This window comes from Ensifer sp. SL37 (assembly GCF_026672675.1).
GTDB lineage: Bacteria > Pseudomonadota > Alphaproteobacteria > Rhizobiales > Rhizobiaceae > Ensifer > Ensifer adhaerens.
Genome location: NZ_JAPPRN010000001.1, coordinates 1,524,896 through 1,546,705 on the forward strand (window position 1 = coordinate 1,524,896; position 21,810 = coordinate 1,546,705).

General features: G+C 61.2%; 25 protein-coding genes and 1 pseudogene. 17 read left to right on the plus strand and 9 right to left on the minus strand.

Annotation, left to right across the window (positions count from 1 at the left end; all coding sequences use genetic code 11):
- Nucleotides 1–2 precede the first annotated feature (2 nt).
- The 14 genes from OVA00_RS06885 to OVA00_RS06950 all read left to right on the plus strand — a co-directional run bounded on the left by OVA00_RS06885 (nt 3) and on the right by OVA00_RS06950 (nt 10,476).
- Nucleotides 3–674 (plus strand): lytic transglycosylase domain-containing protein, encoded by a 672-nt coding sequence (locus OVA00_RS06885; RefSeq protein ID WP_268088400.1) that lies wholly within the window; start codon nt 3–5, stop codon nt 672–674.
- Nucleotides 671–970 carry a TrbC/VirB2 family protein gene (locus tag OVA00_RS06890; protein ID WP_268088401.1) on the plus strand — a complete coding sequence of 100 codons (300 nt, stop codon included), beginning with the start codon at nt 671–673 and terminating at the stop codon, nt 968–970. Before OVA00_RS06885 ends, OVA00_RS06890 begins: the two co-directional genes overlap by 4 nt.
- Nucleotides 971–974: 4 nt before the next feature.
- The gene (locus OVA00_RS06895; protein ID WP_060529680.1) at nt 975–1,316 is read left to right on the plus strand and encodes a type IV secretion system protein VirB3; all 342 of its coding nucleotides are present in this window, start codon (nt 975–977) and stop codon (nt 1,314–1,316) included.
- Nucleotides 1,291–3,675: a VirB4 family type IV secretion/conjugal transfer ATPase gene (locus OVA00_RS06900; protein ID WP_268088402.1), complete on the plus strand. Its 2,385-nt coding sequence runs from the start codon at nt 1,291–1,293 to the stop codon at nt 3,673–3,675. The genes OVA00_RS06895 and OVA00_RS06900 overlap by 26 nt, the downstream gene beginning before the upstream one ends.
- Entirely contained in the window at nt 3,675–4,373 is a 699-nt protein-coding gene (virB5, locus tag OVA00_RS06905; protein WP_127890663.1) for a P-type DNA transfer protein VirB5, read from the plus strand. The genes OVA00_RS06900 and virB5 overlap by 1 nt, the downstream gene beginning before the upstream one ends.
- Nucleotides 4,370–4,582, plus strand: coding sequence for an EexN family lipoprotein (locus tag OVA00_RS06910; RefSeq protein WP_034800549.1), 213 nt, complete (start codon nt 4,370–4,372; stop codon nt 4,580–4,582). Before virB5 ends, OVA00_RS06910 begins: the two co-directional genes overlap by 4 nt.
- A gap of 22 nt (nt 4,583–4,604) precedes the next feature.
- Nucleotides 4,605–5,528 carry a type IV secretion system protein gene (locus OVA00_RS06915; RefSeq protein ID WP_268088403.1) on the plus strand — a complete coding sequence of 308 codons (924 nt, stop codon included), beginning with the start codon at nt 4,605–4,607 and terminating at the stop codon, nt 5,526–5,528.
- 36 nt (nt 5,529–5,564) lie between these two features.
- Complete coding sequence (locus OVA00_RS06920) at nt 5,565–5,840, plus strand: hypothetical protein (protein ID WP_112772549.1); 276 nt, start codon at nt 5,565–5,567, stop codon at nt 5,838–5,840.
- A 4-nt stretch (nt 5,841–5,844) separates the two neighbouring features.
- A complete protein-coding gene (locus OVA00_RS06925) occupies nt 5,845–6,516 on the plus strand; it encodes a virB8 family protein (protein WP_090427451.1) in 672 nt (223 codons plus the stop codon).
- Nucleotides 6,516–7,370 carry a P-type conjugative transfer protein VirB9 gene (virB9, locus tag OVA00_RS06930; protein ID WP_192358992.1) on the plus strand — a complete coding sequence of 285 codons (855 nt, stop codon included), beginning with the start codon at nt 6,516–6,518 and terminating at the stop codon, nt 7,368–7,370. Before OVA00_RS06925 ends, virB9 begins: the two co-directional genes overlap by 1 nt.
- Before the next feature lie 8 nt (nt 7,371–7,378).
- Nucleotides 7,379–8,551: a type IV secretion system protein VirB10 gene (virB10, locus tag OVA00_RS06935; RefSeq protein ID WP_268088404.1), complete on the plus strand. Its 1,173-nt coding sequence runs from the start codon at nt 7,379–7,381 to the stop codon at nt 8,549–8,551.
- Between the two features lie 9 nt (nt 8,552–8,560).
- On the plus strand, nt 8,561–9,553 hold the full coding sequence (virB11, locus tag OVA00_RS06940) for a P-type DNA transfer ATPase VirB11 (RefSeq protein ID WP_268088405.1): 993 nt from the start codon (nt 8,561–8,563) through the stop codon (nt 9,551–9,553).
- A gap of 99 nt (nt 9,554–9,652) precedes the next feature.
- A complete protein-coding gene (locus tag OVA00_RS06945) occupies nt 9,653–9,928 on the plus strand; it encodes a hypothetical protein (RefSeq protein ID WP_060643727.1) in 276 nt (91 codons plus the stop codon).
- Nucleotides 9,929–10,029: 101 nt separating this feature from the next.
- Complete coding sequence (locus OVA00_RS06950) at nt 10,030–10,476, plus strand: universal stress protein (protein ID WP_268088406.1); 447 nt, start codon at nt 10,030–10,032, stop codon at nt 10,474–10,476.
- 185 nt (nt 10,477–10,661) lie between these two features.
- Here OVA00_RS06950 and OVA00_RS06955 read toward each other — a convergent pair whose 3' ends face one another.
- From OVA00_RS06955 to OVA00_RS06975, 5 genes and pseudogenes are all read right to left on the minus strand, one after another.
- Complete coding sequence (locus OVA00_RS06955) at nt 10,662–10,784, minus strand: hypothetical protein (RefSeq protein WP_268088516.1); 123 nt, start codon at nt 10,782–10,784, stop codon at nt 10,662–10,664.
- A gap of 315 nt (nt 10,785–11,099) precedes the next feature.
- A complete protein-coding gene (locus OVA00_RS06960; protein ID WP_089045897.1) occupies nt 11,100–11,267 on the minus strand; it encodes a hypothetical protein in 168 nt (55 codons plus the stop codon).
- Nucleotides 11,268–11,473: 206 nt separating this feature from the next.
- A pseudogene (locus OVA00_RS06965) lies at nt 11,474–12,993 on the minus strand (tripartite tricarboxylate transporter permease).
- Between the two features lie 14 nt (nt 12,994–13,007).
- Nucleotides 13,008–13,499, minus strand: a complete 492-nt coding sequence (locus OVA00_RS06970) for a tripartite tricarboxylate transporter TctB family protein (RefSeq protein ID WP_034800575.1) — start codon at nt 13,497–13,499, stop codon at nt 13,008–13,010.
- Nucleotides 13,496–14,440, minus strand: coding sequence for a Bug family tripartite tricarboxylate transporter substrate binding protein (locus tag OVA00_RS06975; RefSeq protein WP_034800577.1), 945 nt, complete (start codon nt 14,438–14,440; stop codon nt 13,496–13,498). Before OVA00_RS06975 ends, OVA00_RS06970 begins: the two co-directional genes overlap by 4 nt.
- A gap of 460 nt (nt 14,441–14,900) precedes the next feature.
- On the opposite strand from OVA00_RS06975, the gene OVA00_RS06980 reads away from it, so the two are divergent.
- Nucleotides 14,901–15,350 (plus strand): DUF1801 domain-containing protein, encoded by a 450-nt coding sequence (locus OVA00_RS06980; RefSeq protein ID WP_034800579.1) that lies wholly within the window; start codon nt 14,901–14,903, stop codon nt 15,348–15,350.
- A gap of 60 nt (nt 15,351–15,410) precedes the next feature.
- Here OVA00_RS06980 and OVA00_RS06985 read toward each other — a convergent pair whose 3' ends face one another.
- Nucleotides 15,411–16,478 (minus strand): ABC transporter substrate-binding protein, encoded by a 1,068-nt coding sequence (locus tag OVA00_RS06985; RefSeq protein ID WP_268088408.1) that lies wholly within the window; start codon nt 16,476–16,478, stop codon nt 15,411–15,413.
- Between the two features lie 77 nt (nt 16,479–16,555).
- Here OVA00_RS06985 and OVA00_RS06990 point away from each other — a divergent pair, with 77 nt between their 5' ends.
- Together OVA00_RS06990 and OVA00_RS06995 are read left to right on the plus strand one after the other, a co-directional pair.
- Nucleotides 16,556–17,233 (plus strand): response regulator transcription factor, encoded by a 678-nt coding sequence (locus tag OVA00_RS06990; protein WP_034800583.1) that lies wholly within the window; start codon nt 16,556–16,558, stop codon nt 17,231–17,233.
- Nucleotides 17,230–18,609, plus strand: coding sequence for a sensor histidine kinase (locus tag OVA00_RS06995; protein ID WP_268088409.1), 1,380 nt, complete (start codon nt 17,230–17,232; stop codon nt 18,607–18,609). Before OVA00_RS06990 ends, OVA00_RS06995 begins: the two co-directional genes overlap by 4 nt.
- Nucleotides 18,610–18,727: 118 nt before the next feature.
- On the opposite strand, the gene OVA00_RS07000 is transcribed toward OVA00_RS06995, so the two are convergent.
- Genes OVA00_RS07000 through OVA00_RS07010 form a run of 3 tightly spaced genes read right to left on the minus strand, consistent with a single transcriptional unit; the run spans nt 18,728 to nt 21,662 of the window.
- Nucleotides 18,728–19,018, minus strand: a complete 291-nt coding sequence (locus OVA00_RS07000) for a hypothetical protein (RefSeq protein WP_268088410.1) — start codon at nt 19,016–19,018, stop codon at nt 18,728–18,730.
- Between the two features lie 45 nt (nt 19,019–19,063).
- Complete coding sequence (locus tag OVA00_RS07005) at nt 19,064–20,089, minus strand: ABC transporter permease (protein WP_034800589.1); 1,026 nt, start codon at nt 20,087–20,089, stop codon at nt 19,064–19,066.
- 31 nt (nt 20,090–20,120) lie between these two features.
- Complete coding sequence (locus tag OVA00_RS07010; RefSeq protein ID WP_060610340.1) at nt 20,121–21,662, minus strand: sugar ABC transporter ATP-binding protein; 1,542 nt, start codon at nt 21,660–21,662, stop codon at nt 20,121–20,123.
- Nucleotides 21,663–21,810: the final 148 nt, after the last annotated feature.

Sequence of the window (21,810 nt, forward strand, 5' to 3'; positions counted from 1 at the left end):
GCATGCCTGTTGCTTTCCTCGATTTGGCGCAAACGTGCGCACCCACAATTGCAAGCGAGACGCTCGCCGCCATCGTCAGCCTTGAAAGCCGGTTCGAACCCTTCGCCATCCGGGTCAACAGCGGCGCGACACTCTCGGTGCAGCCCACAACCAAGGTGAAGGCGATCGCAATCGCCACGTCATTGGCAGCCGAGCGGCACGACATACAGCTCGGCCTCGGCGGCATCGGCATGGAAGAACTCCGCAAGCTCAATCTTTCGATTTCAGATGCCTTCGACCCATGCCGCAACCTTCGGGCCACGGCGACCCTTCTCGATGGGTACTACCGGCTGGCGGTGAAAGCGGGCGCGGACCCGAGCCGGGCCGAACAGGTGATGCTGCACTCCTACTACGGACGAAACGATCCATCTGTCGGCGCGATGGTCAGGTACGATGAGCAGGTCCGCCAGGAAGAAAGCCGGCTCGCCAGCACCATCACGACGCTCATGATCGAAGATGATGGACGGGAGAGGGAGCTCAACGAAGCGCCTCTTGTCGAGGCGATCGGCGATGCACGCAAGGACGAGGCCCTTGCCGATCAAACGGCGTCGGTGCCGTCCTGGGACGTTTTCAGATCGAGACGGAGGTCCTCCGTCCTCGTGTTTCAGAACAGTCATATGGAGGAGAGTGAATGACTTTCAGCGCCCGTATCCGCCCGATCGCCGCATCCGCCGTAATGGCAACGGCCATCTTGGCATCCACGGTCGAACCTGCCTTCGCGCAGGCGGCCGGCATCGAAACCGTGCTGCAGAACATCGTCGAAATGCTTACAGGCAACATCGCCAAGCTTCTGGCCGTCATCGCGATCATCGTGATCTGCATAGCCTGGATGTTCGGCTACATGGATCTGAGGCGCGCAGGGTTCTGGATCATCGGCATTGGCGGCATCTTCGGCGCTACCGAACTTGTGAACACCATCGTCGGAAGCTGACGCCATGGCGAGTTTTCGGCCAATCCTTGAGGAAGACACGCTGTTCATCGCTTGCACCCGGCCGGCGATGATCGCCGGCGTGACGATGGAAGCCATGGGCATGAACATCATGCTGACGACCATTCTTTACATCGTCGCCGGCTCGATCGCCTACTTGGCTGTTGGCGTCGTCTTTCACCTCATTTTCCGCGCGCTCGTCAAGCACGACCACAACATGTTCCGCATCTTGCTGGCTTGGGTGGACACACGCGGCCGGTCGCGCAACAGCGCCTTTTGGGGCGGAGCGACGCTTAGTCCCCTGAAGCTCGCCCGGAAATACGATGAAAGGGACCTCGGATTTGCCTAGCCTGACCACACTTAGATCTCGCGAACTCGGTCCGGAGACCTTCATCCCCTATGTCCGCCATGTCGACGTGTCGACGATCGCGCTCGATTCCCGGGCGCTGATGGTAATGATCGCGCTCGAAGGCGTCTCTTTCGAGACCGCGGATGTTCTCGACCTGAATGCTCTCCATAGGGACCTCAACACGCTCTATCGGAACATCGCCGACGAGCGGCTTGCCTTGTGGACACATCTCATCCGCCGTCGCGACAACAGCTATCCGGAAGGCACGTTCACCACACCTTTCTCGGCGGCGCTCAATGATAAGTATCGCGCGCGCATGGTTGGGGAGGACCTGTTTCGCAACGACCTCTATCTGACGATCCTGTGGTCTCCGGCCCGCGATCCGTCCGACAAGGCGGCAAGGCTGCTGGCGCGCTTGCGTCGGGCACGTCAGGCCGGGGCCGAACTCGACGAGGAAGCCCTCAAGCAGCTCCGCGACAAGGTCATCGATGTCACAGCGGCGTTGAAACGCTTCGAACCGCGCGTGCTGTGCCTCTACGAACGTAACGGCCTGTTGTTCTCGGAGCCGAGCGAAGTGCTGCATCAGTTCGTCGGCGGCCGTCGGGAGCCGGTCCCGCTGACGGAGGGGCGTATCGCCTCGGCGATCTACTCGGATCGTGTCATTGTCGGCCGCGAGACAGTCGAGATCCGGCACGAGGCCGAAAGCCGCTTTGCCGGCATGCTGAGTTTTAAGGAATATCCGGCCAGAACTCGGACCGGCATGCTCGACGGTGTGCTCACTAGTCCCTTCGAACTGATCCTGACGCAATCCTTCTCCTTCGTCTCGAAGGCGGACGCCCGCGTGATCATGGGCCGCAAGCAAAACCAGATGGTTAGCAGTGGGGACAAGGCGGCCTCACAGATCGAGGAACTTGATGGGGCGATGGACGATCTGGAGTCCAATCGGTTCGTGCTAGGCGAGCACCACCTGACGCTTTCCGTCTTTGCCCCATCGGTGAAGGAACTGACCGACAATCTCTCCAAGGCGCGCGCCGGCCTGACCAGTGGAGCCGCCGTCGTCGCTCGCGAGGATCTCGGCCTCGAGGCGGCCTGGTGGGCGCAACTGCCAGGAAACTTCCGCTATCGCGCCCGGTCCGGCGCGATCACGTCGCGCAACTTCGCGGCGCTCGCACCATTCCACTCCTACCCGATCGGTCGGAAGCACGGCAATGAATGGGGACCTGCCGTCGCTCTTCTCAAGACGGCGTCGGGGTCACCGTACTACTTCAATTTCCATTATGGCGATCTCGGCAACACTTTCGTGTGCGGACCGTCCGGTGCCGGCAAGACCGTGCTTTTGAACTTCATGCTGTCGCAGCTGGAGAAACATGACCCGCATGTTGTGTTTTTCGATAAGGACAGGGGATCTGATCTCTACGTGCGCGCCGCCGGCGGCACCTATCTGCCGCTGAAGAATGGTGCCCCGACCGGGTGCGCTCCCCTGAAGGCACTGGAACCGACGCCGGACAACAAGGTGTTTCTGACGCGCTGGGTCGGCAGGCTTGTCGGCTCGGCAACACGGGAACTGACGGTGACCGAACTCCGCGATATCGCCGTCGCCATCGACGGCCTTGCCGACTTGCCGGTGGAGCGCCGGACGATCGGCGCGCTCAGGACCTTCCTCAACAACGCCGATCCCGAAGGCATTGCCGCGCGACTGCGGCGGTGGGAGAGAGGGGGGGCGCTCGGTTGGGTGTTCGATAACATCATTGAGGACATCGGCTTCGACGGCAAATTCGTCGGCTATGACATGACCGATTTCCTCGACAACGAGGAAATCCGCACGCCGCTGATGGCCTACCTCTTTCATCGCGTCGAGCAACTGATCGATGGCAGGCGCATCATCATCGTTATCGATGAGTTCTGGAAGGCGCTCCAGGATGAAGGGTTTCGCGATCTCGCACAGAACAAGCTCAAGACGATCCGCAAGCAGAACGGACTTATGCTCTTTGCTACGCAGAGCCCGCGCGATGCGATCGTATCGCCGATCGCTCATACGATCATCGAGCAATGCCCGACGCAGATCTTCCTACCGAATTCCCGCAGTAACTACGCCGACTATGTCGACGGCTTCAAGCTCACCGAGCGGGAGTATGAACTCATTGCACGCGAGCTCTCCGTCGAGAGCCGCCGATTCATATTGAAGCAAGGACACAATAGCGTTGTCGCCGAACTGAACCTCGGCGGTTTCGACGACGAACTTGCCATCCTCTCCGGCCGCACCGCGAATGTCGAACTCGCCGATGCAATCCGCACAGAAGTCGGCGACCGGCTCGCGGATTGGCTTCCGATTTTTCAGCAAAGAAGGAGATTGAGCTAATGGCTTCCTATCGAATTCACGGCGCGGCAATAGCCGCGGCGCTCATTCTCTGCGCCGGCACGGCAGCCGGGCAGGGGATCCCGGTGATCGACCGAACCGCGATCGCCAAGCACCTCGAGAGCATCGCCCAACTGAAAGCCCAGCTTGATGCGCTCAACCAGCAGATAGAGCAGGCGCAGCAGCTTTACGGCTCGCTCAACAAGATCACCGACATGGCGGATATTGCCGGCGTCTTGAACGATCCTGCCGTCCGCAAGGCGCTGCCTGGGGACTTTAACGTCATCGATGGACTGTTCAAGGGAAGCGGAACGGGCGTGTTCGGCGATACGGCCACAAAATTCCTTGAGGGTAATTCGACCTATCGGACCAGCGCAGAGGACTTCTACGCGCAGGAGCTTTCCCGCATTCAGAACAAGAATGCCGGGCAGATGAGCCTAGCGCAGCATATCTACGATGCCGCGGCCAAGCGCGTCGATGGCATTGATCAACTCCGCGAGAAGATTTCGACGGCGGCTGACGCCAAGGACATAGCCGACCTTCAGGCGCGACTTCAGGCGGAAACAGCTTTCCTCCAGACCGATGTACTGCGCATGGAGGCCCTCCGAATGGTCCAGCAGGCACAGGCCCAAATTGACGAGCAGCGCAAGGCGGAAGACTGGCGCCGGCGCCTCGACGCGATGGGGGCGGCACTGCAATGAAGAGGCATGTCGTTCTTCTCGCTGTCCTATTGGTTAGCTGCTCCGAGCAAGCCGAGCGCACCTACACTGTCGACGAACTCATCGCCGACGAGGCCCTGCTGTCCGAAATCATCGCGACGTGTCGCAACAACCCTGGTGAATTAGGCAATACCCCGAATTGCCAAAACGCCGCGGCCGCAGACTTCAAGGCCCGTCTTAAGCGGATGTGAAAGGCACCTGGAGGTTGAGGGCATGTATCAGGTCTTTGCCTTCGTCGACGAGCAGTTCAAGGCTCCGCTGGAGACCTTCGTCTCCGACGGGACCTCGAACATCTCAGAGTGGATTTCGGGCCCCCTGACGGCAGCGGTCACGCTCTATGTCGTGCTTTACGGCTATCTCGTGCTCCGCGGCTCGGTCCAGGAACCGATCCTCGACTTCGCATTTCGGACGATCAAGCTCGCCATCATCGTGATGCTGGTGAGGGACGCCGACGAATACCAGACCTACGTCACCGACATCTTCTTCGAGGGATTGCCGCGTGAGATTTCGCAGGCGTTGAACACCGGCGCAGCACCAAGTGCCTCAACCTTCGACAGCCTGCTCGATAAGGGGCACGCGTGTGCCAAGGAGATCTGGGCCCGCTCCTCTTGGCCGGTCGATTTCGTGACAGGCATCGGCGGCATGATGGTCATTGGCGCGAGCTTCATCGTCGCGGCGATTGGCTATATCGTATCGCTCTATGCCCGGCTGGCGCTCGCCATCGGTCCGATCTTCGTGGCCCTGGCGATGTTTCAGGCGACGCGGCGCTTCACCGAGGCGTGGCTGGGACAGCTTGCGAACTTCGTGATCCTCCAGGTGCTCGTCGTCGCCGTCGGCTCACTGCTGATCACCTGCATCGATACGACCTTCACGGCAATTCAAGGATATACCGACGTGCTGATGCGTCCAACCGCGCTCTGCGCCATCTGCCTCGCTGCCCTCTATGTCTTCTATCAGCTTCCGAACATCGCTTCGGCGCTTGCCGCCGGCGGCGCGTCGTTGACCTACGGCTACGGCGCTGCACGCGACGCCCACGAAAGCACGCTCGCCTGGGCGGCGTCCCATACCGCCCGTGCGGCCGGACGCGGTGTCCGGGCCATTGGTCGAACCTTGAGCCCGAAGGGCTCGGGATTGTGACGCTTTTCGCACGAACAAGAAAAAGGCTCTTCAGGAATGATCAGAACATTTCCGCTGCTCTGCATGGCGGCTGCCTTAAGCGGCTGCGCATCGCTGACCTATCCGGTCCCGAATTGCGATGGCTATTCGCGCCGCGCCCTCAATCGCTCGATGTGGCAGTGGGAAGACAATAGCAACGTCAAACGGAAACAGTCCTATGCGGGACCGGCGACCTCTCAGTCCGTCGCCACCGCTTATGTCGAAGAGGGCAGGGGACCTTCCGCCTTTGCTCAGTCCGACGTTGACGCCTCCTATCGTCCATGCGGGGGCTGACGCGATGGTCTCCGGCGACGAACTCAAGACATACTTTGAGAAGGCGCGGCGCTTCGACCAGGAACGCATGCTCCAGGTCGAGCGCTCTTCACGCGTTGCCTGGTCCATTGCCGTCGCGGCAAGCATTCTCGCCGGCGCTTCAATCCTTGCCATTGCCGGCCTCACGCCGTTGAAATCGGTCGAGCCGTTTGTCGTGCGGGTCGACAATTCGACAGGTATCGTTGATGTCGTCTCGGCGCTGACGTCGACGCCCGGCACCTATGACGAGGCCGTGACGAAATACTTCGCGGCGAAATACGTCCGCGCTCGCGAAGGCTACGTCTGGAGCGAGGCAGAGGAGAACTTCCGCTCAGTCGCGCTTCTCTCGACGCAGCCGGAGCAGGCTCGGTTTTCGGCCCTCTATCGCGGCAGCAATCCGGCGTCGCCGCAGAACACCTATGGGCGCGGCGCCACCGCACGCATCAGCATCGCCTCGATCTCGCTGATAAATTCGCATGTCGTCTCCGTCCGCTACATGCGCACCATCACCCGCGGGGAAGAAGTCCGGACAACCCATTGGGTTGCGACGCTGACGTTCTCCTATGCAAACGCGCCGATGTCGTCGACGGATCGGCTGGTGAATCCTCTCGGTTTTGCCGTCAGCGAATATCGAGCCGATCCGGAGGCCATCAACTGATGCGGACCATTTTCATTGCTACTCTCCTCCTTACGGCGTCCGCCTCCACGGTGTTTGCACTCGAAATTCCGCGCGGCGCGGCGCAGGACAGTCGTGTCCGCTTTGTCGATTACCAGCCCTACAACATCACTCGCATCATCGGCTCATTGCGTTCTTCGGTGCAGGTGGAGTTGGCGGCCGACGAGGAGATCGCCCATATTGCGCTCGGCAACAGTGTAGCCTGGGAGGTCGCGCCGGCAGGAAACATCCTGTTTCTCAAGCCGCGGGAAAATCAGCCCGTCACCAATCTCTCTGTCGTCTCCACTCGGCGCGACGGCTCGACCCGAAGCTACCAAATGGAACTGACGGTGCGGGACGGAAAAGTGGAGGCGGGTCACAACACCTACTTCTACGTCAAGTACCGCTACCCGGCCGATGAAGCGGAGCGGCGCCGCCAAGCTGCGGCGGCGCGAGCGATCGCTGCTCAGTCGAAGGAGGCCGACAATGTCCTGGCCATTCATGAGGCCCACGGTCCTCGGAATTGGCGTTATTCGGCGCAAGGCTCCCAGGCGCTGGAGCCGCACTCAGCCTACGACAATGGCAAGGTCACGACATTTGCCTTCGTCGCCAATCAGGAGATACCCGCGATCTACATCGAGAACTCCGACGGTAGTGAAAGCCTGGTGCCGAAATCCGTAGATGGCAATCTTGTCCTGGTCCACGCGATTGGTCGGAAGTTCATCCTGCGGAGGGGACGGGACGTGCTCTGCGTCTTCAACGAGGCCTATGACCGCGTCGGTATCAACCCGGACACCAACACGACCTCGCCGTCGGTCGAGCGGGTCGTTCGGACTGAAGCCGGCGCGGCGCAATAGGAGGTGGCATGAAAGAGGAAGATGAAAACCGGATACCGGGGGAGCGCGCCGAAACGGTTCCCGGAGGAAGGATCGACAGCAATCCTGGCTTGAAGCGCGGAGCGGTTGCGCTGGCTGTTGTTACCTTTATCGCTTTCGCCCTGTGGTCGATGAGCGGCGAGAACACTCCGACGGACCGAACCAGACCCGAGCGGGTTGTCATCCGGCAAACGACGAATTTCGAGCCGGTCAAGGAAAAGACGGAGCCGGTCCAAGCCGTGCCGGAAGTGAAGCTGCCGACCCCGCGCGCGGCAGAGGAGGTGCAGGCCGAAGATCCGCTGCTCGACTCGGCGCGCCGGGCGCCGGTCATGGCCTTCAGCGGTGGACAGAAGAACTCAACGTCGCACCATGAGACCGCGGATCCGGCGGTGCCCGCGGACAGCCATTTCGTGCCGCTTGATGGAAGCATGATGGGTCAGAACTCGGCCAACGCCGACGAGCAGCGGTTCAACGGGCTGCTACGGCCGACCAGGCTTGAGGGCTCGCGCGCCGGCACGCTCGGCAATCGGAACTTCGTAGTTGCAATGGGATCGTCAATTCCGTGCGTATTGGAAACTGCCATGGCATCCGATCAACCCGGCTTCACCAGCTGCGTAATCAACCGAGATGTTCTATCGGACAATGGCCGGGTTGTCCTGATGGAGAAAGGTACGCAAGTTGTTGGCGAATATCGGGGCGGCCTCCAGCGAGGACAGAAGCGCCTATTCGTGCTCTGGAACCGCGCGAAAACCCCGAACGGCGTCATCGTCACCTTGGCTTCGCCGGCAACGGATGCGCTCGGCCGGGCGGGCGTGAATGGCTATGTCGACACTCACTGGTGGGAGCGGTTCGGGAGTGCGCTTCTCCTGTCCATCGTCGGCGATGCCACGAGCTACGCGAACAGTCGCCTGCGTAACAGCGACGTCGACGCTGAGACCACCACAAACGCAGGCCAGCAGGCGGCAGCCATCGCCGTCGAGCAATCGATCAACATTCCGCCAACGCTCAATAAGAACCAAGGCGAGCTTGTCTCGATCTTCGTCGCGCGTGATCTCGATTTTTCCGGTGTTTACGGGTTGCGCGTGATCGGGCCGAAAAACAAAATCCTTGACCGCGCGTTGCTGGGAGATGTCCGCCCGCGGTCGACGCGCGTGACGAAGTAGGTGCGGGCGATGACCGAAGGTCCTGATGCGACGGTCGTTCGTGAACTGCTGTCTCCGTTCATGCCGTACCTTGACGACCCCTCGCTCTACGAAGTGATCGTCAATAGGCCAGGGCAGGTGCTGACAGAAGGCTCCGGCGGATGGCGGACCCATGATCTGCCGGAGCTATCCTTTGAAAAGCTAATGCGCATTGCCAGGGTCGTGGCCAGTTTTTCCCATCAATCCATCGATGAAACGCGGCCGATTCTGTCGGCAACACTGCCGGGGAATGAGCGAATCCAGATCGTCATCCCGCCTGCGACCACTCGGAACACGGTCAGTATCACCATCCGAAAGCCCTCGTCGGCCGCATTAAGTCTCGACGACCTTGAGAAGGGTGGCTTGTTCACTAACATGGCGCCCGGCAGTCACATGGCCGGTGCGACGGACCGGAAACTCATCGATCTGCATCAGACGGGCGCGTGGGCCGAGTTCCTTCGCCAGGCGGTGCTGGCCCGGAAGAATATCGTTATCTCAGGAGCGACGGGGTCGGGGAAGACAACGCTCTCCAAGGCACTCATCCGTCATATTCCGTATGATGAGCGGGTCATCTCTATCGAAGACACGCCGGAACTCGTGATCCATCAGCCGAACCACGCCTGTTTGTTCTATTCCAAGGGAGGTCAGGGGCTCGCCAAAGTCGGCGTGAAGGAGCTCCTGGAATCCTGTCTGCGCATGCGGCCCGATCGAATCCTACTGCAGGAACTGCGCGATGGGACGGCCTTCTACTACATCCGCAACGTAAACTCCGGGCATCCCGGTTCGATCACGACGGTGCACGCTGACTCCGCGAAACTGGCGTTTGAACAGCTGACGCTTCTTGTGAAGGAATCAGAGGGCGGACAAGACCTGGAGCGCACCGACATTCGCGAACTCTTGAAAATCGCTATTGACGTCATCGTACAATGCAAGCGCATCGATGGGCAGTTTCGCGTAACCGAGATCTATTTCAGGGCCCATTGACGAACATATGTTTAGGAATGGTGCTGGAGCGACGACCTATCTCCTTAGGTCGTCGTGTCGCACATTGCCAAACCTCACGCTGCACGGGATAAACATCCAATGCTGGCCAGTGATTTAAGGAACGTGCTTGAGGAGCTCTATAACGCGGGCGCCTATCGGGTGCCGGGAGATGAAATCTACTGGCCACCGGAACTGCACCCGGCGGTCTTTCGCGCCCTGAACATGCAATACATCACGCGAAGAGAGGTAGATGACGGTCGCGTTGAATTCTCGCTGACACAAGCTGGCTACCAGGCGATCAATGCCGAGGTGCCTTGGTCCGTCATCCTGCGGCGGCGACTGCGACATTTTTTCCGCTTCGACAAAGGTCGCTAAGTATTCGCCTCCCTGCTGAAATCCGGAACGTTGATCGGGATCAAAGGAATAGGCCTCTCCACGCACTAAGCTTCCTCTGGAGCTTGGAAGAGGAGGATCCCATGTTTCGCAATATTCTTATACCCACCGACGGCTCGCCCTTAGCAACAATCGCTGTCGATGCAGGCATAACCTTTGCAAAGGACGTCAGCGCACGAGTGAACATCCTTGCCGTTACCGAACCATTCCACCTCTATTCGGTCGATCCCGAGCAGTTGTCGAGCACGCGCACCGAATACGAGGCGCTGGCCAGCAAACATGCCGCGGAAATGCTCGCGGCTTTAGCGCGCAAGGCTGCGGCGGAAGGCGTGGAGTGCCAGACGGAGCAGGTCCGCAGCCACGAGGTCTACCGCGCAATCTGCGACCAGGCGATATACAAAGATGCCGATCTCATCATCATGGCGTCCCATGGTCGCAGTGGCGTCGGAAGCCTGATGCTCGGCAGCGTAGCTGCCAAGGTGCTGGCTCACTCCACGATACCGGTATTGATCTATCGCGCGAAGAAGTGAGGCGACGTCGCGCGACGCCTCGTTGATGTCCTACATACGCCGCCAACGCGTTGACGGCGTTCGACGAACCCCGACGAGGAGGGACGCGCTTTTCCATAATGGCAACGGCCCGGTGGTCTCTCGACCCCGAGCCGTTCTTCATCATCCTTGGAAGGATAAGGCGCCCTCGTGGGCGCTGGAATTTGTTAGCCGCGGCGCGTGTCGGGGAAGTTCGCCGGATCAATGCCCAGCGTGTGCAGGTTTCGGGCGGCGGTGACCTTCGACAGCGGCGGCGGCAGCGCTAGCAGCGCCGAGAACTGCGAATGCACGACCGATGAAACCCTTGTGATAGGTTGTGGTAGTCATCTTCTTGCTCGCTTTCGTTTTCTCTTCGATGAAATAAAGATGAGGTCTTGTCGGTCTTTTTGCAATGCACAATGAAGCACCCCAGCCATGCAACGAAAGCACGCTGCTTCAACTTGGGACGAGTGGGCGTCGGACCGTCTGCCCTCTTGAGCCGGGTCTATGAAGTGCCGGGGGCTGAAGATGCCGGCTGCCGGAAAATACAACGGCTCGGTGGTCTCTCGACCCCGAGCCGTTCTATCCTTGGGAGGATAAGGCGCCCCTCGGGGCGCTGGAATATGTTAGCCGCGGCGCGTGTCCGGGAAGTTCGCCGGATCGATGCCCAGCGTACGCAGGTCGCTTGCCTTCGGGCGGCGGTGACCTTCGACAGCGGCGGCGGCAGCGCTAGCAGCGCCGAGAACTGCGAATGCACGACCGATGAAACCCTTGTGATAAGTTGTGGTAGCCATCTTCTTGCTCGCTTTCGTTTTCTCTTTGATGAGCAAAAGATGGGGTCTGGCCAGTCTTATTGCAATGCACAATCGGACAGGCCAGCCATGCAAAGGAAGCAGGCCCGGTCGGTTTTCAAACCGGCCGGGCCTTCGGATAGGCCTTGGGAGGAGGCGCTATGTCGATCGGGTCCGAAAGGGTTTCCGGACCCGATTGTTATTGGGGCTTAGTCTTCGTTGGCGGCGAGCTGCGAAAGGACTTCGCCGCGGCCACGGGCCCGAAGGATGAGCGGTACGATCAGCGCTGCAGCTGCGATGATCAGGAGGCCTGCGGCAATCGGCGAGGTGAACAGGACCGAGTAATCCCCCTGGCTGATCGCGAGCGCGCGGCGCAGCTGCTGTTCGGCGAGCGGGCCCAGGATCAGGCCGACGACGACAGGCGCGATCGGATATCCAAAGATGCGCATCGCGTAACCGAGCAGGCCGAAGGCGAGCAACATGCCGAGCTCGTAGACCGACGGGTTGGCCCCGATCGTGCCGAGCGTGGCAAACAGCAGGATGCCGGCATAGAGCCAAGGCTTCGGAACTGTCAGCAGCTTCACCCAAAGACCGATGAGCGGCAGGTTCAGAACCAGCAACATGAAGTTGGCGATCAGAAGGCTGGCGATCAGGCCCCAGACGAGCTGCGGATTGGTCGCAAACAGCAGCGGTCCGGGCTGGAGGCCATACTGCTGGAAGCCGGCAAGCATGATCGCCGCGGTTGCCGTGGTCGGCAGGCCAAGCGTCAGGAGCGGCACGAGCGTGCCAGCGGTACCGAGGCGTTGTTGGCCGCTTCCGGACCGGCGACGCCTTCGATCGCGCCATTGCCGAATTCTTCCGGATGCTTCGTCAGACGCTTTTCGGTGGCGTAGGACAGGAAGGTGCCGATCTCAGCGCCGCCAGCCGGCATGGCGCCGATCGGGAAGCCGATGAGGGTACCGCGCAGCCACGCCTTCCAGGAGCGTGCCCAGTCGGCCGCATTCATCCATACAGAGCCACGGACGGCCTCGACCTTGTCGGGCCCCTTGTCGCCCTGTGCAGCGATGTAGAGCGTCTCGCCGATGGCGAACATGGCAACGGCGAGCGTCGTGACTTCGATGCCGTCAAGCAATTCGGGAACGCCAAAGGAAAGACGTGCCTGGCCGGTCAGTTGGTCGATGCCGATGACTGAAAGCGCCAGGCCGACAAACAGCGATGTCAGACCGCGAAGGGTGCTGTCGCCGAAGGCGGAGGAAACGGTGACAAAGGCGAGAACCATCAGCGCGAAATATTCGCGCGGACCGAAAACCAGGGCCAGCTTGACGATGTAAGGCGCGATGAAGGCAAGAGCAAGCGTGGCGATCAGGCCGGCGACGAAGGAGCCGATCGCGGCCGTTGCCAGTGCGGGCCCGCCGCGACCCGCCCTCGCCATCTTGTTGCCTTCGAGCGCAGTCACGATCGAGGCGCTTTCACCGGGCGTGTTGAGCAGGATCGACGTGGTCGAGCCGCCATACATGCCGCCGTAATAGATGCCGGCAAACATGATCAGCGAGCCGCCGGGATCGAGACGGTAGGTGACCGGCAGCAGGAGCGCCACGGTCAGTGCCGGGCCGATGCCGGGCAGGACGCCGACCGCCGTGCCGAGCGTTACGCCGATCAGCGCGTAGAGCAGGTTCATTGGCTGCGCAGCAACCAGCAATCCCTGCATCAGGAATTCAAAAGTAGCCATGGTCGTCGGCCCTCTTAGAAGAACAGGCGTTCAAGCGGCCCCGCGGGCAGCGACAGGAGCAACAGCTTGGCGAAGATCACCCACACGACAAAGCAGATCGCAATGCCGACGGGGAGCGAGAACCAAAGCTTGCGCTTGCCGAAACCGCGTGCGGTCAACGCGAACAGAATGCCGGTGGCGATCGAGAAGCCTGCAATGTTCAACAGCAGCATCTGGGCGGCAAGACCACCGACGATCCAGATAACCGGAGCGACTTCCTGGTGCTCACGCTCTGGAAAATCGCCGCGAAACGCTTCGATCGCGGTCCAGATCGCAAGGCCGAAAAGACAGCAGGCGATCGCATAGGGGACCGTCGTCGGCCCGACCTGGGAGTAGCCGGCAGCGCCCGTCAGGCGCGACACATCCCAGAAAATGAGTCCAGCGATAGCGGCGAGAACCACCGCGATGAAAAGCGCCGCCCGATCCGGGCGACGCGTTGCAGTTGAAGGGTGATGCCCCTTGATCATTTCACCAGTCCAATGTCCTTGAGAACGCCCTCGGTCGCCGCAACGTCCTTGTCGAGCTGGGCTTTGAACGCATCGCCGGCGAGATAGCTGTCCTGCCAGCCCTTGGTCTTCAGGACTTCCTGCCAGCCAGCGGACTTCGCGAGCTTCTCGATATCGGCCGAAACGGCGGCCTTCTGCTCGTCCGAGAGGCCAGGAGCGGCTGCGACCATGCGCCAGTTCTCGACGACGACGTCAACGCCCGATTCTTTCAGCGTTGGAGCATCGACGCCGGCAATGCGCTCGGCGCTGGAGACGGCGAGCAGGCGGAGCGTGCCGGCCTTGACCTGCGATTCGAACTCGCCGTAGCCCGAGATACCTGCGGTAACCTGGCTGCCGAGGATAGCAGCAAGCGCTTCACCGCCGCCGGAATAGGCGATGTAGTTGATCTTAGTCGGGTCGACGCCGGCGGCCTTGGCGATCAGGCCAACGGCGATGTGGTCGGTACCGCCGGCCGAGCCGCCAGCCCAGGACACGGCGCCCGGATCCTTCTTCAGGGCTTCGACGAGGTCGCCCATGGTCTTGATGTCGGACGAGGCCGGAACGACGACCGCTTCGTATTCGCCGGTGAGACGCGCGATCGGCGTGACGTCCTTAAGAGTGACCGGGGACTTGTTGGTGAGGATTGCACCGACCATGACGTAGCCGCCGACGATCAGGGCGTTCGGGTTGCCCTTCTGCTGGCTTGCGAACTGGGCGAGACCGATGGTGCCGCCGGCGCCCGGCACGTTCTGAACCTGAACGTTGCCGGAGATGCCTTCCTGCTGCATGACCGTCTGCAGCGAACGCGCCGTCTGGTCCCAGCCGCCGCCCGGGTTTGCAGGTGCAATGATCGTGTAATCAGCGGCAACAGCCGGGAGAGACATCGCACCGGCGAGAATCGTTGCGAGGAAAATATGTTTCAAGGTCAGTCCTCCGTGAGGCGCGTTTTCACCGCGCACGTTGTTGCTGTGTGCGAACGGGAAGACGGCGACGGGCTCTTTCGACCCTTATCGCTTGACCGGATTGGTGGCTTCCTCCCAGTACGCAACCGGCGGCCCGCCTCCACGGGTGCCAGTGACCTTAAGGCACCATAGAAAGCTGACATTTAGCTGACATCAAGCCCCGAATGCGAAAATCCTGCCTCATCGTTTACGGAATTTTAGGTTCTCGCATGCGCTGACAGGCGATGTTGCCGGTTCCCGGCGTTCAAATTGAGCCAGGTCCCGACCGGATTTCGCGACGGTACCACGAATCGTTGCTCGGATATTGCCGCCAGCCGGCCCGAGCCTAGGTATGAGGAGCAACGCCGACAAAGGCGAAGACGGTTTGCACCGGCCCCGCCTGAAGGCGAGCTCCGGCAAGGATGATGGGAGAGTAAATACGATGGCAAAAGCGACGACCAAGGCGAAAAACGACGATGCGGCAGAAGCCGCCGCTTCTGCCTCCGGGCAGATTGACGCGAGGATCGCGGAACTTGGCGACTGGCGCGGTGCGACGCTTGCGAAGATACGCAAGCTGATCAAGGAAGCGGATCCTGACGTCGTCGAGGAATGGAAATGGCGAGGCGTCCCGGTCTGGGAGCATGCCGGCATCATCTGTACCGGCGAGACCTATAAAGCGGTTGTGAAAATGACTTTCGCCAAGGGGGCAGCACTCGACGATCCGGCAGGTCTTTTCAATTCCAGCCTTGACGGCAATGTCCGGCGCGCCATCGATATCCACGAGGGCGAGGCGATCGACGAAGAGGCGTTGAAGGCGTTGGTGCTTGCTGCCGTCGAACTGAACCTTTCCGCGCAGGCCCTACGGTCCGGGCGTACGCGGAACAAGGCTTAAGCCTGAAGCTGGCGGGATTTGCGATCGGACCGGGAGCGCCGCGCTTCCGGTCCGTCGTCTTCAATGGAGCCTCAGAACCTCGTTCCATTTGGCAATCAGCCGTGAGCGCTTTACCTGATCGAGATAGACCATCAGTCCCGGGCTTACCGGGACGGGGCGCAACTGGCCGCCAAGCATCTCCTGCATGGTGTTGGCGGTATTTTCACCCGCGACCTCTGGGCTGACGGCCGGGATTTGCAACTCCCGGGCCATAATCGTCTGGCCTTCCTTCGACATGAAGAATTCAAGGTAGCGCCGGCCGAGGTCGGGGGAGGCGGCAGCTTGCGGGACGAGGCCGATGCGCGACATCACCACGGTATAATCCTTCGGCAGAACGATGCCGACATCCGGATGCCGTGCCGCCCAGTCCGCCGCATAGGATCCGAGGATGTTGTAGCCGAGCACGAAGCGGCCGTCGGCGACACGCTCGAGGATTGCTTCGCTCGTCGAGTAGAGTTTGACGCCGGCCGCCCCCATCGCCTGGATGACATCCCAGATATCGCCGAACTGTTCCTGGTCGCGCGATATGAAGAGGAAGCCGACGCCGGACCGCTCGATGTCATAGGTTCCGATCCTGCCGAAGACGGCCGCGCCCTGGCGCTTCAGGTAATCGACGAATTCCGCGCGCGTCGACGGCGGTTTCTCCTTGGTGAAGCTCGGCTTGTGATAGACGAAGACGGCAGGCTCGAAGGTCAGCGCATAAGCCGTGTTGCGCCAGTTGGCCCAGGCGGGCCAGCGGTCGCTCATCGGCAGGTCGCTGCGCTGGGCGTAACCGTCGTTGCTGAGCTTGACTTGCAGGTCCATGGCGGAAGAAAAGGCGAAGTCCGCCGTCTTCATTCCGGCGTCGGTCTCCTTGATGATGCGGTCGTAGATTTCTCCGGTCAGCATGTCCTCATAGCGCACGGCAACATCCGGATTGGCCCGCTGGAAACCGATGATCATCGGCTTTGCGAGCGGCTCGTCGAGCGATGAATAGACGACCAGCGTGCGCACGTCCGCTTTGCCGGAAAGAGCTGGGAATATGATGGGGGCCGCAAGGAGCAGCTGGGGACAAAGAGCAAAAAAAAGAAAAGAAATCAAGAACCGCATGAATCCACAATGCCTCAGTGTCGCACCGTTCACAAGCAAGGCGTCGGCGGATAAGGTGGTCGGGGGAGTGATGATAATTGCGTATCTTGCTTGTTGAGGACAACCAGGACCTGGCCGAGGGCCTGTCGGCGATCTTGCGTGGCAGTGGCTATGCCGTTGACGTCGTCAGTGACGGTGCGTCGGCGCATGCGGTGGCCGCCACCGAAACGTTCGATCTTGTCATTCTCGATCTCAATCTGCCGGAAATGGATGGCCTCGATGTGCTGAGGGCGATGCGTGCTCGCCAGAACCGCGCCGCGGTCTTGATCCTGACGGCAAGGGGCGCGCCCGAAGAGCGGATCAAGGGGCTCGACCTCGGCGCCGACGACTACATGATCAAACCTTTCGACGTCGGCGAGCTCGAAGCGCGCGTGCGCGTGCTCTTGCGCCGTCAGGCGGGCCTCAGGGCCTCGACCGTCAGTTACGGCAATGTGTCGCTCGATCTCAACACCCGCAGCTTCTCGTCCGGCGGCGCGCCGATCGAGATCCCGGCGCGCGAGCTCGGACTTCTCGAGCTTCTGTTCATGCGTGCCGGCAAGGTGGTCGCCAAGGATGCGATTATGCAGTCGCTGACAGGCTTCGACGACGACTTGAGCTCCAACGCGATCGAGCAATATGTCAGCCGGCTGCGCAAGCGGCTCGCACCGCATGGGCTGACCGTGCGCACCGCCCGCGGCATCGGCTACTATCTCGACAAAGCGGCCGGGCCGGAATGAGTACGACGGTCTATTCCCTCCGCCGGCGCCTGCTTGGCTGGCTGTTGATCTCGACGGTAGTGATCGGGGTCATCGCGCTGACGGATACCTATCGGGAGGCCGTGACGACCGCCAACGTCGTTTCCGATCGGGTGCTTGCCGGCTCGGCGCTGGCAATCGCCGAGCGCGTGGTCGTGGCGGAAGACGGGTCGCTCGAAGTCGACATCCCCTATGTCGCGCTGGAAATGCTGACGTCGGCCGCGCAGGACCGGGTGTTCTACCGGGTCGACGGCCCGCCCGGCCAGTTCATCACCGGCTACCAGACGCTGCCGTCGCTGGCGGAGGAGCCCGGCGCATCGACCACATTTGCGGATTCGATCTTCCGCGGCGAACCGATCCGCATTGCCGCCCTTCGCCGCTCCGCGTCAACCGGCATCAATTCCGTGCCCTTCGTGGTCACGGTTGCCGAAACGACAATCGCGCGCCGACATCTGGCGCAGACGATCTTGGTGCGCTCGGCGCTCCGCCTCGGCATGATGATTGCCGGTGCGGCGGTGATCGTCTGGATCGCCGTTACCTTTTCCTTGCGCCCGCTCTACAGGCTGGGTGACGCGATCTCGGAGCGCAGTCCGGACGATTTGCATCCGATCGGCGAGCGGGTTCCGAACGAAGTCCAGGGTCTCGTCGATACGGTCAATTCCTTCATGGGGCGCTTGCAGTCGGCGCTCGATGCGCTTCGCAATTTCACCGGCAATGCCAGCCACCAGCTGCGCACGCCGCTCGCCATCATCCGCACGCAACTCGCCCTGGCGCAACGCGCCGGCTCGATCGAGGAGACGAGAAGTGCTGTGAAAAAGGCCGACGAGGCGGTCGCCAATGCCGAGCGCATTCTGGGGCAGTTGCTGCTGATGGCGAAGATCGACGCTGCCGGCAAGGACGAAACCGGTTCGCTCGAGCGCATCGATTTGGTCGAACTGGTGCGGGAGATAACGGCAGAGCATGTGCCGGCGGCTGGAGACGCGGATATCGATCTCGGCTTTGACGGTGAGGGTGAGGCTTTCATCCGCGCCGAGCCGTTGCTCATCGGTGAACTCCTCAAGAACCTGATCGGCAACGCGCTGCTTTATGCCGGCCGCGGTGCGGAAGTGACGAGCCGTGTCTTTGCGCGGGAGGTTTCGGTGTCGCTGGAGGTGGAGGATAACGGACCCGGCATTCGGCCGGAATTGCACGAGACGGTGCTCAGGCGTTTCGAGCGTGGCGGCAGTGACGCGCCCGGCTCAGGGCTCGGGCTGCCGATCGTCGAAGAAATTGCCGAGCTTTACGGCGCGACGACCAGCCTCAGCGAGGGGGCTGACGGCCGCGGCCTCAAGGTGACCATCCGCTTTCCAGCGGGCTAAGCACGAATAGGCTCAACCCGGCGCCGCCAAATGCGGGCCGGTTAAGCGAAAGCCATCTGCGAGCGGTCAGCCGACACGTTCACAGGGCTGGGGCAATTCAGGTTTTTTGGGGTCTTGCTTAGCGGCCGCGGTGGCCGAAGAAGGAAGCTGTCTCGCGGGTCTGTACCCGCAGCATCGCGTTCCAAAGCTGAAGAACGAAACGCGGCTGAAACTGGCTCGCAAGCTTGCGCTGCGACAACATGGGAAGTCCCCAATAGTTTTGAACGCCTCTCTTATAGTGCATCGCCAAGGATCTTGCCAGAGCGCGTGCGCCGGGGCAGCCCTGCGCGCCAAGCATATGTGGAAAACGGCTTGAGACTGGCGATATAGCCTTCTGAACAAAATAAAATGCCGGGATGACTTTCGTCATCCCGGCCAGTTGGCTTCACTGGGAGGAGAGTATTGCTTTCAGGACTCAGGCCTTCTTGCGGTTCTTCTGTCGATAGACGTCGATGACGACAGCCGCGACGATGATCAGGCCCTTGACGATTTCCTGGTAGTAGGCGTCGACCCGAAGGAAGGTGAAGCCTGAGGTCATGACGCCAAGAATGATGGTGCCGATGACCGTGCCGGTGACCCGGCCGACGCCACCCGTCAGCGAGGTTCCGCCGATAACGGTCGCGGCGATCGCGTCCAGTTCGTACATAACGCCCATGCCGGCCTGTGCGGTCTGGGCACGGGCGGCGGTGACGACACCAGCCAGCCCGGCCAGCATGCCGGCAATGGCATAAACCTTGATCAAATGCGCCTCGACATTGATGCCGGAGACACGGGCTGCCTGCACATTGGCGCCGATCGCATAGGTGAACTTGCCGTAGCGGGTGTAGCGCAGCGCGATGTGGAAGATGAGCGCGACGACCAGGAAGACGATGACGGGCCAGATGCCGGTTCCGATGAAGTTGAACTGATCGGTGAGGCCCGAGACCGGCTGGCCCTTGGTGTACCACTTGGAAATGCCGCGTGCCGAAACCATCATGCCGAGTGTGGCGATGAAGGGCGGGATTTTGGTGCGAGCGATCAGCTGACCGTTGATAAAGCCGGCAAGTAGCCCGATGCCGATGCCAAGCCCGATCGGAACGATTGCCGGCATGTCGGTCAAGGATGGATAGAGCGCGCGCGGCCAGGTGGAGGCCTGGGCGACGCTTGCCGAGATCATCGCCGTCATGCCGACGACGGAGCCAGAGGACAGGTCGATGCCGCCGGTGATGATGACCTGGGTCACGCCGACGGCGATGATGCCGATCACCGAAACCTGCAGGATCATGATCGTCAGGCGCTGCGGGTTCATGAGGAAGCTCTGGCCGACGAAAATCCAGCCGAGGATCTCATAGACCAGCGCGATGCCGATCAAGACCAGGAAGATGTTGAATTCAGGCGGCAAGCGGCGCCTTGTCCCTGAGAGCGGTGCGCTCGCGCCCTGTGCGGCGACATTGGTATCCATTTTCAGTCCTCCCTTTGGGGTCGTTTCCCGCTCAGCTCGCGGCGAGCTCCATGACCTTGATCTGGGTTGCTTCAGCCCTGTCGAGGAAGCCGGTGACGCGGCCCTCGTGCATGACCATGATGCGGTCGCTCATACCGAGGACCTCGGGCATCTCCGAAGAGATCATGATGACGGCGACGCCGTTGCGCGCGAGTTCGGTGACGAGACGGTGTATTTCCGCCTTGGCGCCGACATCAATGCCGCGTGTCGGCTCGTCGAGGATCAGGATGCGCGGATTTGTGAGCAGCCAGCGGCCGATCAACACCTTCTGCTGGTTGCCGCCCGAGAGGTTCTCGATGCGCTCCTGCAGGTTCGGCGTCTTGACACGCAGCTTCCGGCTCATCTCTTCGCAGGCCGCAGTGACCTGTTTTTCGGTAACGAAGCCGCCCTTGACGAAGCGGTCCTGAAGCACGGCGATCTGCATGTTTTCGAGAATATCGAGGATCAGGAGACAGCCGGTGTCCTTGCGGTCTTCGGTCAGAAACGCCATGCGGTTGCGGATCGCCGTGTTCGGACTGTCGATCGAAAGGGTCTTTCCGTCGATCGAAATCGCGCCGGAGCTTGCAGGCGTGACGCCGAAGAGGGTTTCGGCGACGTTCGAGCGCCCGGAGCCGACGAGACCGGCAATGCCGAGGATTTCGCCGGCGCGGACGTCGAAGGAGACGTCGCGGAAGACGCCGTCAAGCGCGAGGTTCTTGACCGACAGGACAACGTCGCCGATCGGCACTTCCTCCTTCGGAAACATCTGGGTGATCTCGCGACCAACCATCATGCGGATGATGTCGTCGCGGGTAACGTCGCTCGACGCGTGCGTGCCGATGAACTTGCCGTCGCGAAACACCGAGAACTCGTCGGCGATCTCGAATAGCTCGTTCATCTTGTGGGTGATGTAGACGATGCCGATGCCCTGTTCGCGCAGGTCCCGAATGATTTCGAAGAGGTGGGCGACCTCGCGCTCGGTCAGCGCAGACGTCGGCTCGTCCATGATGAGCACGTCGGATTCGTAGGAGACTGCCTTGGCGATCTCGACCATCTGCCGGTTGGCCACCGACAGGTGACGCACCTCGATTTCAGGATCGATCTTGATTTTCAGGCGATCGAACAGGCGGGCGGTGATGCGCTTCATCTCGCCGTGATCGACGAAGCCAAAGCGGTTCTTCGGTTCCCGGCGGATCCAGATGTTTTCCGCCACCGTCATGAACGGCATCAGGTTCAGCTCCTGATGGATCATGGCGATGCCGTTTTCGAGCGCATCGAGCGGCGACTTCAGCCGGATTTCGGCACCTTTAAGCTTCACGTCGCCCTTGTCGGGCGTGTAGATGCCGGCGAGGATCTTCATCAGCGTCGATTTGCCGGCGCCGTTTTCGCCCATCAGCGCATGTACCGTGCCGCGCTTCAGCTTGAACTCGACATCGTCGAGCGCGACGACACCAGGGAATTCCTTGCGGATCCCTTCCGCAGAAAGAAGATATTCGGCTTTGGGTACCGCGCCGCTGGCGCGCACGGCTGCCATCGTTGTCGGACTGAGCGTCATGTTCCTTGCCTCCCCGTCGTTTCCGGCTGTCGCGGAAAGTCCTCGTCGCTGGCGGGTGACCAGCCCATCTTACCGCATGCGGCATCCATTGGACGCAGGCATTTGCGGACGGACCTGCATTTGAAAGGGGGAGCGCGGGTTTGCCCGC

What these genes read in the sequence shown, in the direction of transcription:
- OVA00_RS06885 (WP_268088400.1), top strand. Translation starts at nt 3, where the DNA reads ATGCCTGTTGCTTTCCTCGATTTGGCGCAAACGTGCGCACCCACAATT.
- OVA00_RS06890 (WP_268088401.1), top strand. Translation starts at nt 671, where the DNA reads ATGACTTTCAGCGCCCGTATCCGCCCGATCGCCGCATCCGCCGTAATG.
- OVA00_RS06895 (WP_060529680.1), top strand. Translation starts at nt 975, where the DNA reads ATGGCGAGTTTTCGGCCAATCCTTGAGGAAGACACGCTGTTCATCGCT.
- OVA00_RS06900 (WP_268088402.1), top strand. Translation starts at nt 1,291, where the DNA reads ATGAAAGGGACCTCGGATTTGCCTAGCCTGACCACACTTAGATCTCGC.
- virB5 (WP_127890663.1), top strand. Translation starts at nt 3,675, where the DNA reads ATGGCTTCCTATCGAATTCACGGCGCGGCAATAGCCGCGGCGCTCATT.
- OVA00_RS06910 (WP_034800549.1), top strand. Translation starts at nt 4,370, where the DNA reads ATGAAGAGGCATGTCGTTCTTCTCGCTGTCCTATTGGTTAGCTGCTCC.
- OVA00_RS06915 (WP_268088403.1), top strand. Translation starts at nt 4,605, where the DNA reads ATGTATCAGGTCTTTGCCTTCGTCGACGAGCAGTTCAAGGCTCCGCTG.
- OVA00_RS06920 (WP_112772549.1), top strand. Translation starts at nt 5,565, where the DNA reads ATGATCAGAACATTTCCGCTGCTCTGCATGGCGGCTGCCTTAAGCGGC.
- OVA00_RS06925 (WP_090427451.1), top strand. Translation starts at nt 5,845, where the DNA reads ATGGTCTCCGGCGACGAACTCAAGACATACTTTGAGAAGGCGCGGCGC.
- virB9 (WP_192358992.1), top strand. Translation starts at nt 6,516, where the DNA reads ATGCGGACCATTTTCATTGCTACTCTCCTCCTTACGGCGTCCGCCTCC.
- virB10 (WP_268088404.1), top strand. Translation starts at nt 7,379, where the DNA reads ATGAAAGAGGAAGATGAAAACCGGATACCGGGGGAGCGCGCCGAAACG.
- virB11 (WP_268088405.1), top strand. Translation starts at nt 8,561, where the DNA reads ATGACCGAAGGTCCTGATGCGACGGTCGTTCGTGAACTGCTGTCTCCG.
- OVA00_RS06945 (WP_060643727.1), top strand. Translation starts at nt 9,653, where the DNA reads ATGCTGGCCAGTGATTTAAGGAACGTGCTTGAGGAGCTCTATAACGCG.
- OVA00_RS06950 (WP_268088406.1), top strand. Translation starts at nt 10,030, where the DNA reads ATGTTTCGCAATATTCTTATACCCACCGACGGCTCGCCCTTAGCAACA.
- OVA00_RS06960 (WP_089045897.1), bottom strand. Translation starts at nt 11,267, where the DNA reads ATGGCTACCACAACTTATCACAAGGGTTTCATCGGTCGTGCATTCGCA.
- OVA00_RS06970 (WP_034800575.1), bottom strand. Translation starts at nt 13,499, where the DNA reads ATGATCAAGGGGCATCACCCTTCAACTGCAACGCGTCGCCCGGATCGG.
- OVA00_RS06980 (WP_034800579.1), top strand. Translation starts at nt 14,901, where the DNA reads ATGGCAAAAGCGACGACCAAGGCGAAAAACGACGATGCGGCAGAAGCC.
- OVA00_RS06985 (WP_268088408.1), bottom strand. Translation starts at nt 16,478, where the DNA reads ATGCGGTTCTTGATTTCTTTTCTTTTTTTTGCTCTTTGTCCCCAGCTG.
- OVA00_RS06995 (WP_268088409.1), top strand. Translation starts at nt 17,230, where the DNA reads ATGAGTACGACGGTCTATTCCCTCCGCCGGCGCCTGCTTGGCTGGCTG.
- OVA00_RS07000 (WP_268088410.1), bottom strand. Translation starts at nt 19,018, where the DNA reads ATGACGAAAGTCATCCCGGCATTTTATTTTGTTCAGAAGGCTATATCG.
- OVA00_RS07005 (WP_034800589.1), bottom strand. Translation starts at nt 20,089, where the DNA reads ATGGATACCAATGTCGCCGCACAGGGCGCGAGCGCACCGCTCTCAGGG.
- OVA00_RS07010 (WP_060610340.1), bottom strand. Translation starts at nt 21,662, where the DNA reads ATGACGCTCAGTCCGACAACGATGGCAGCCGTGCGCGCCAGCGGCGCG.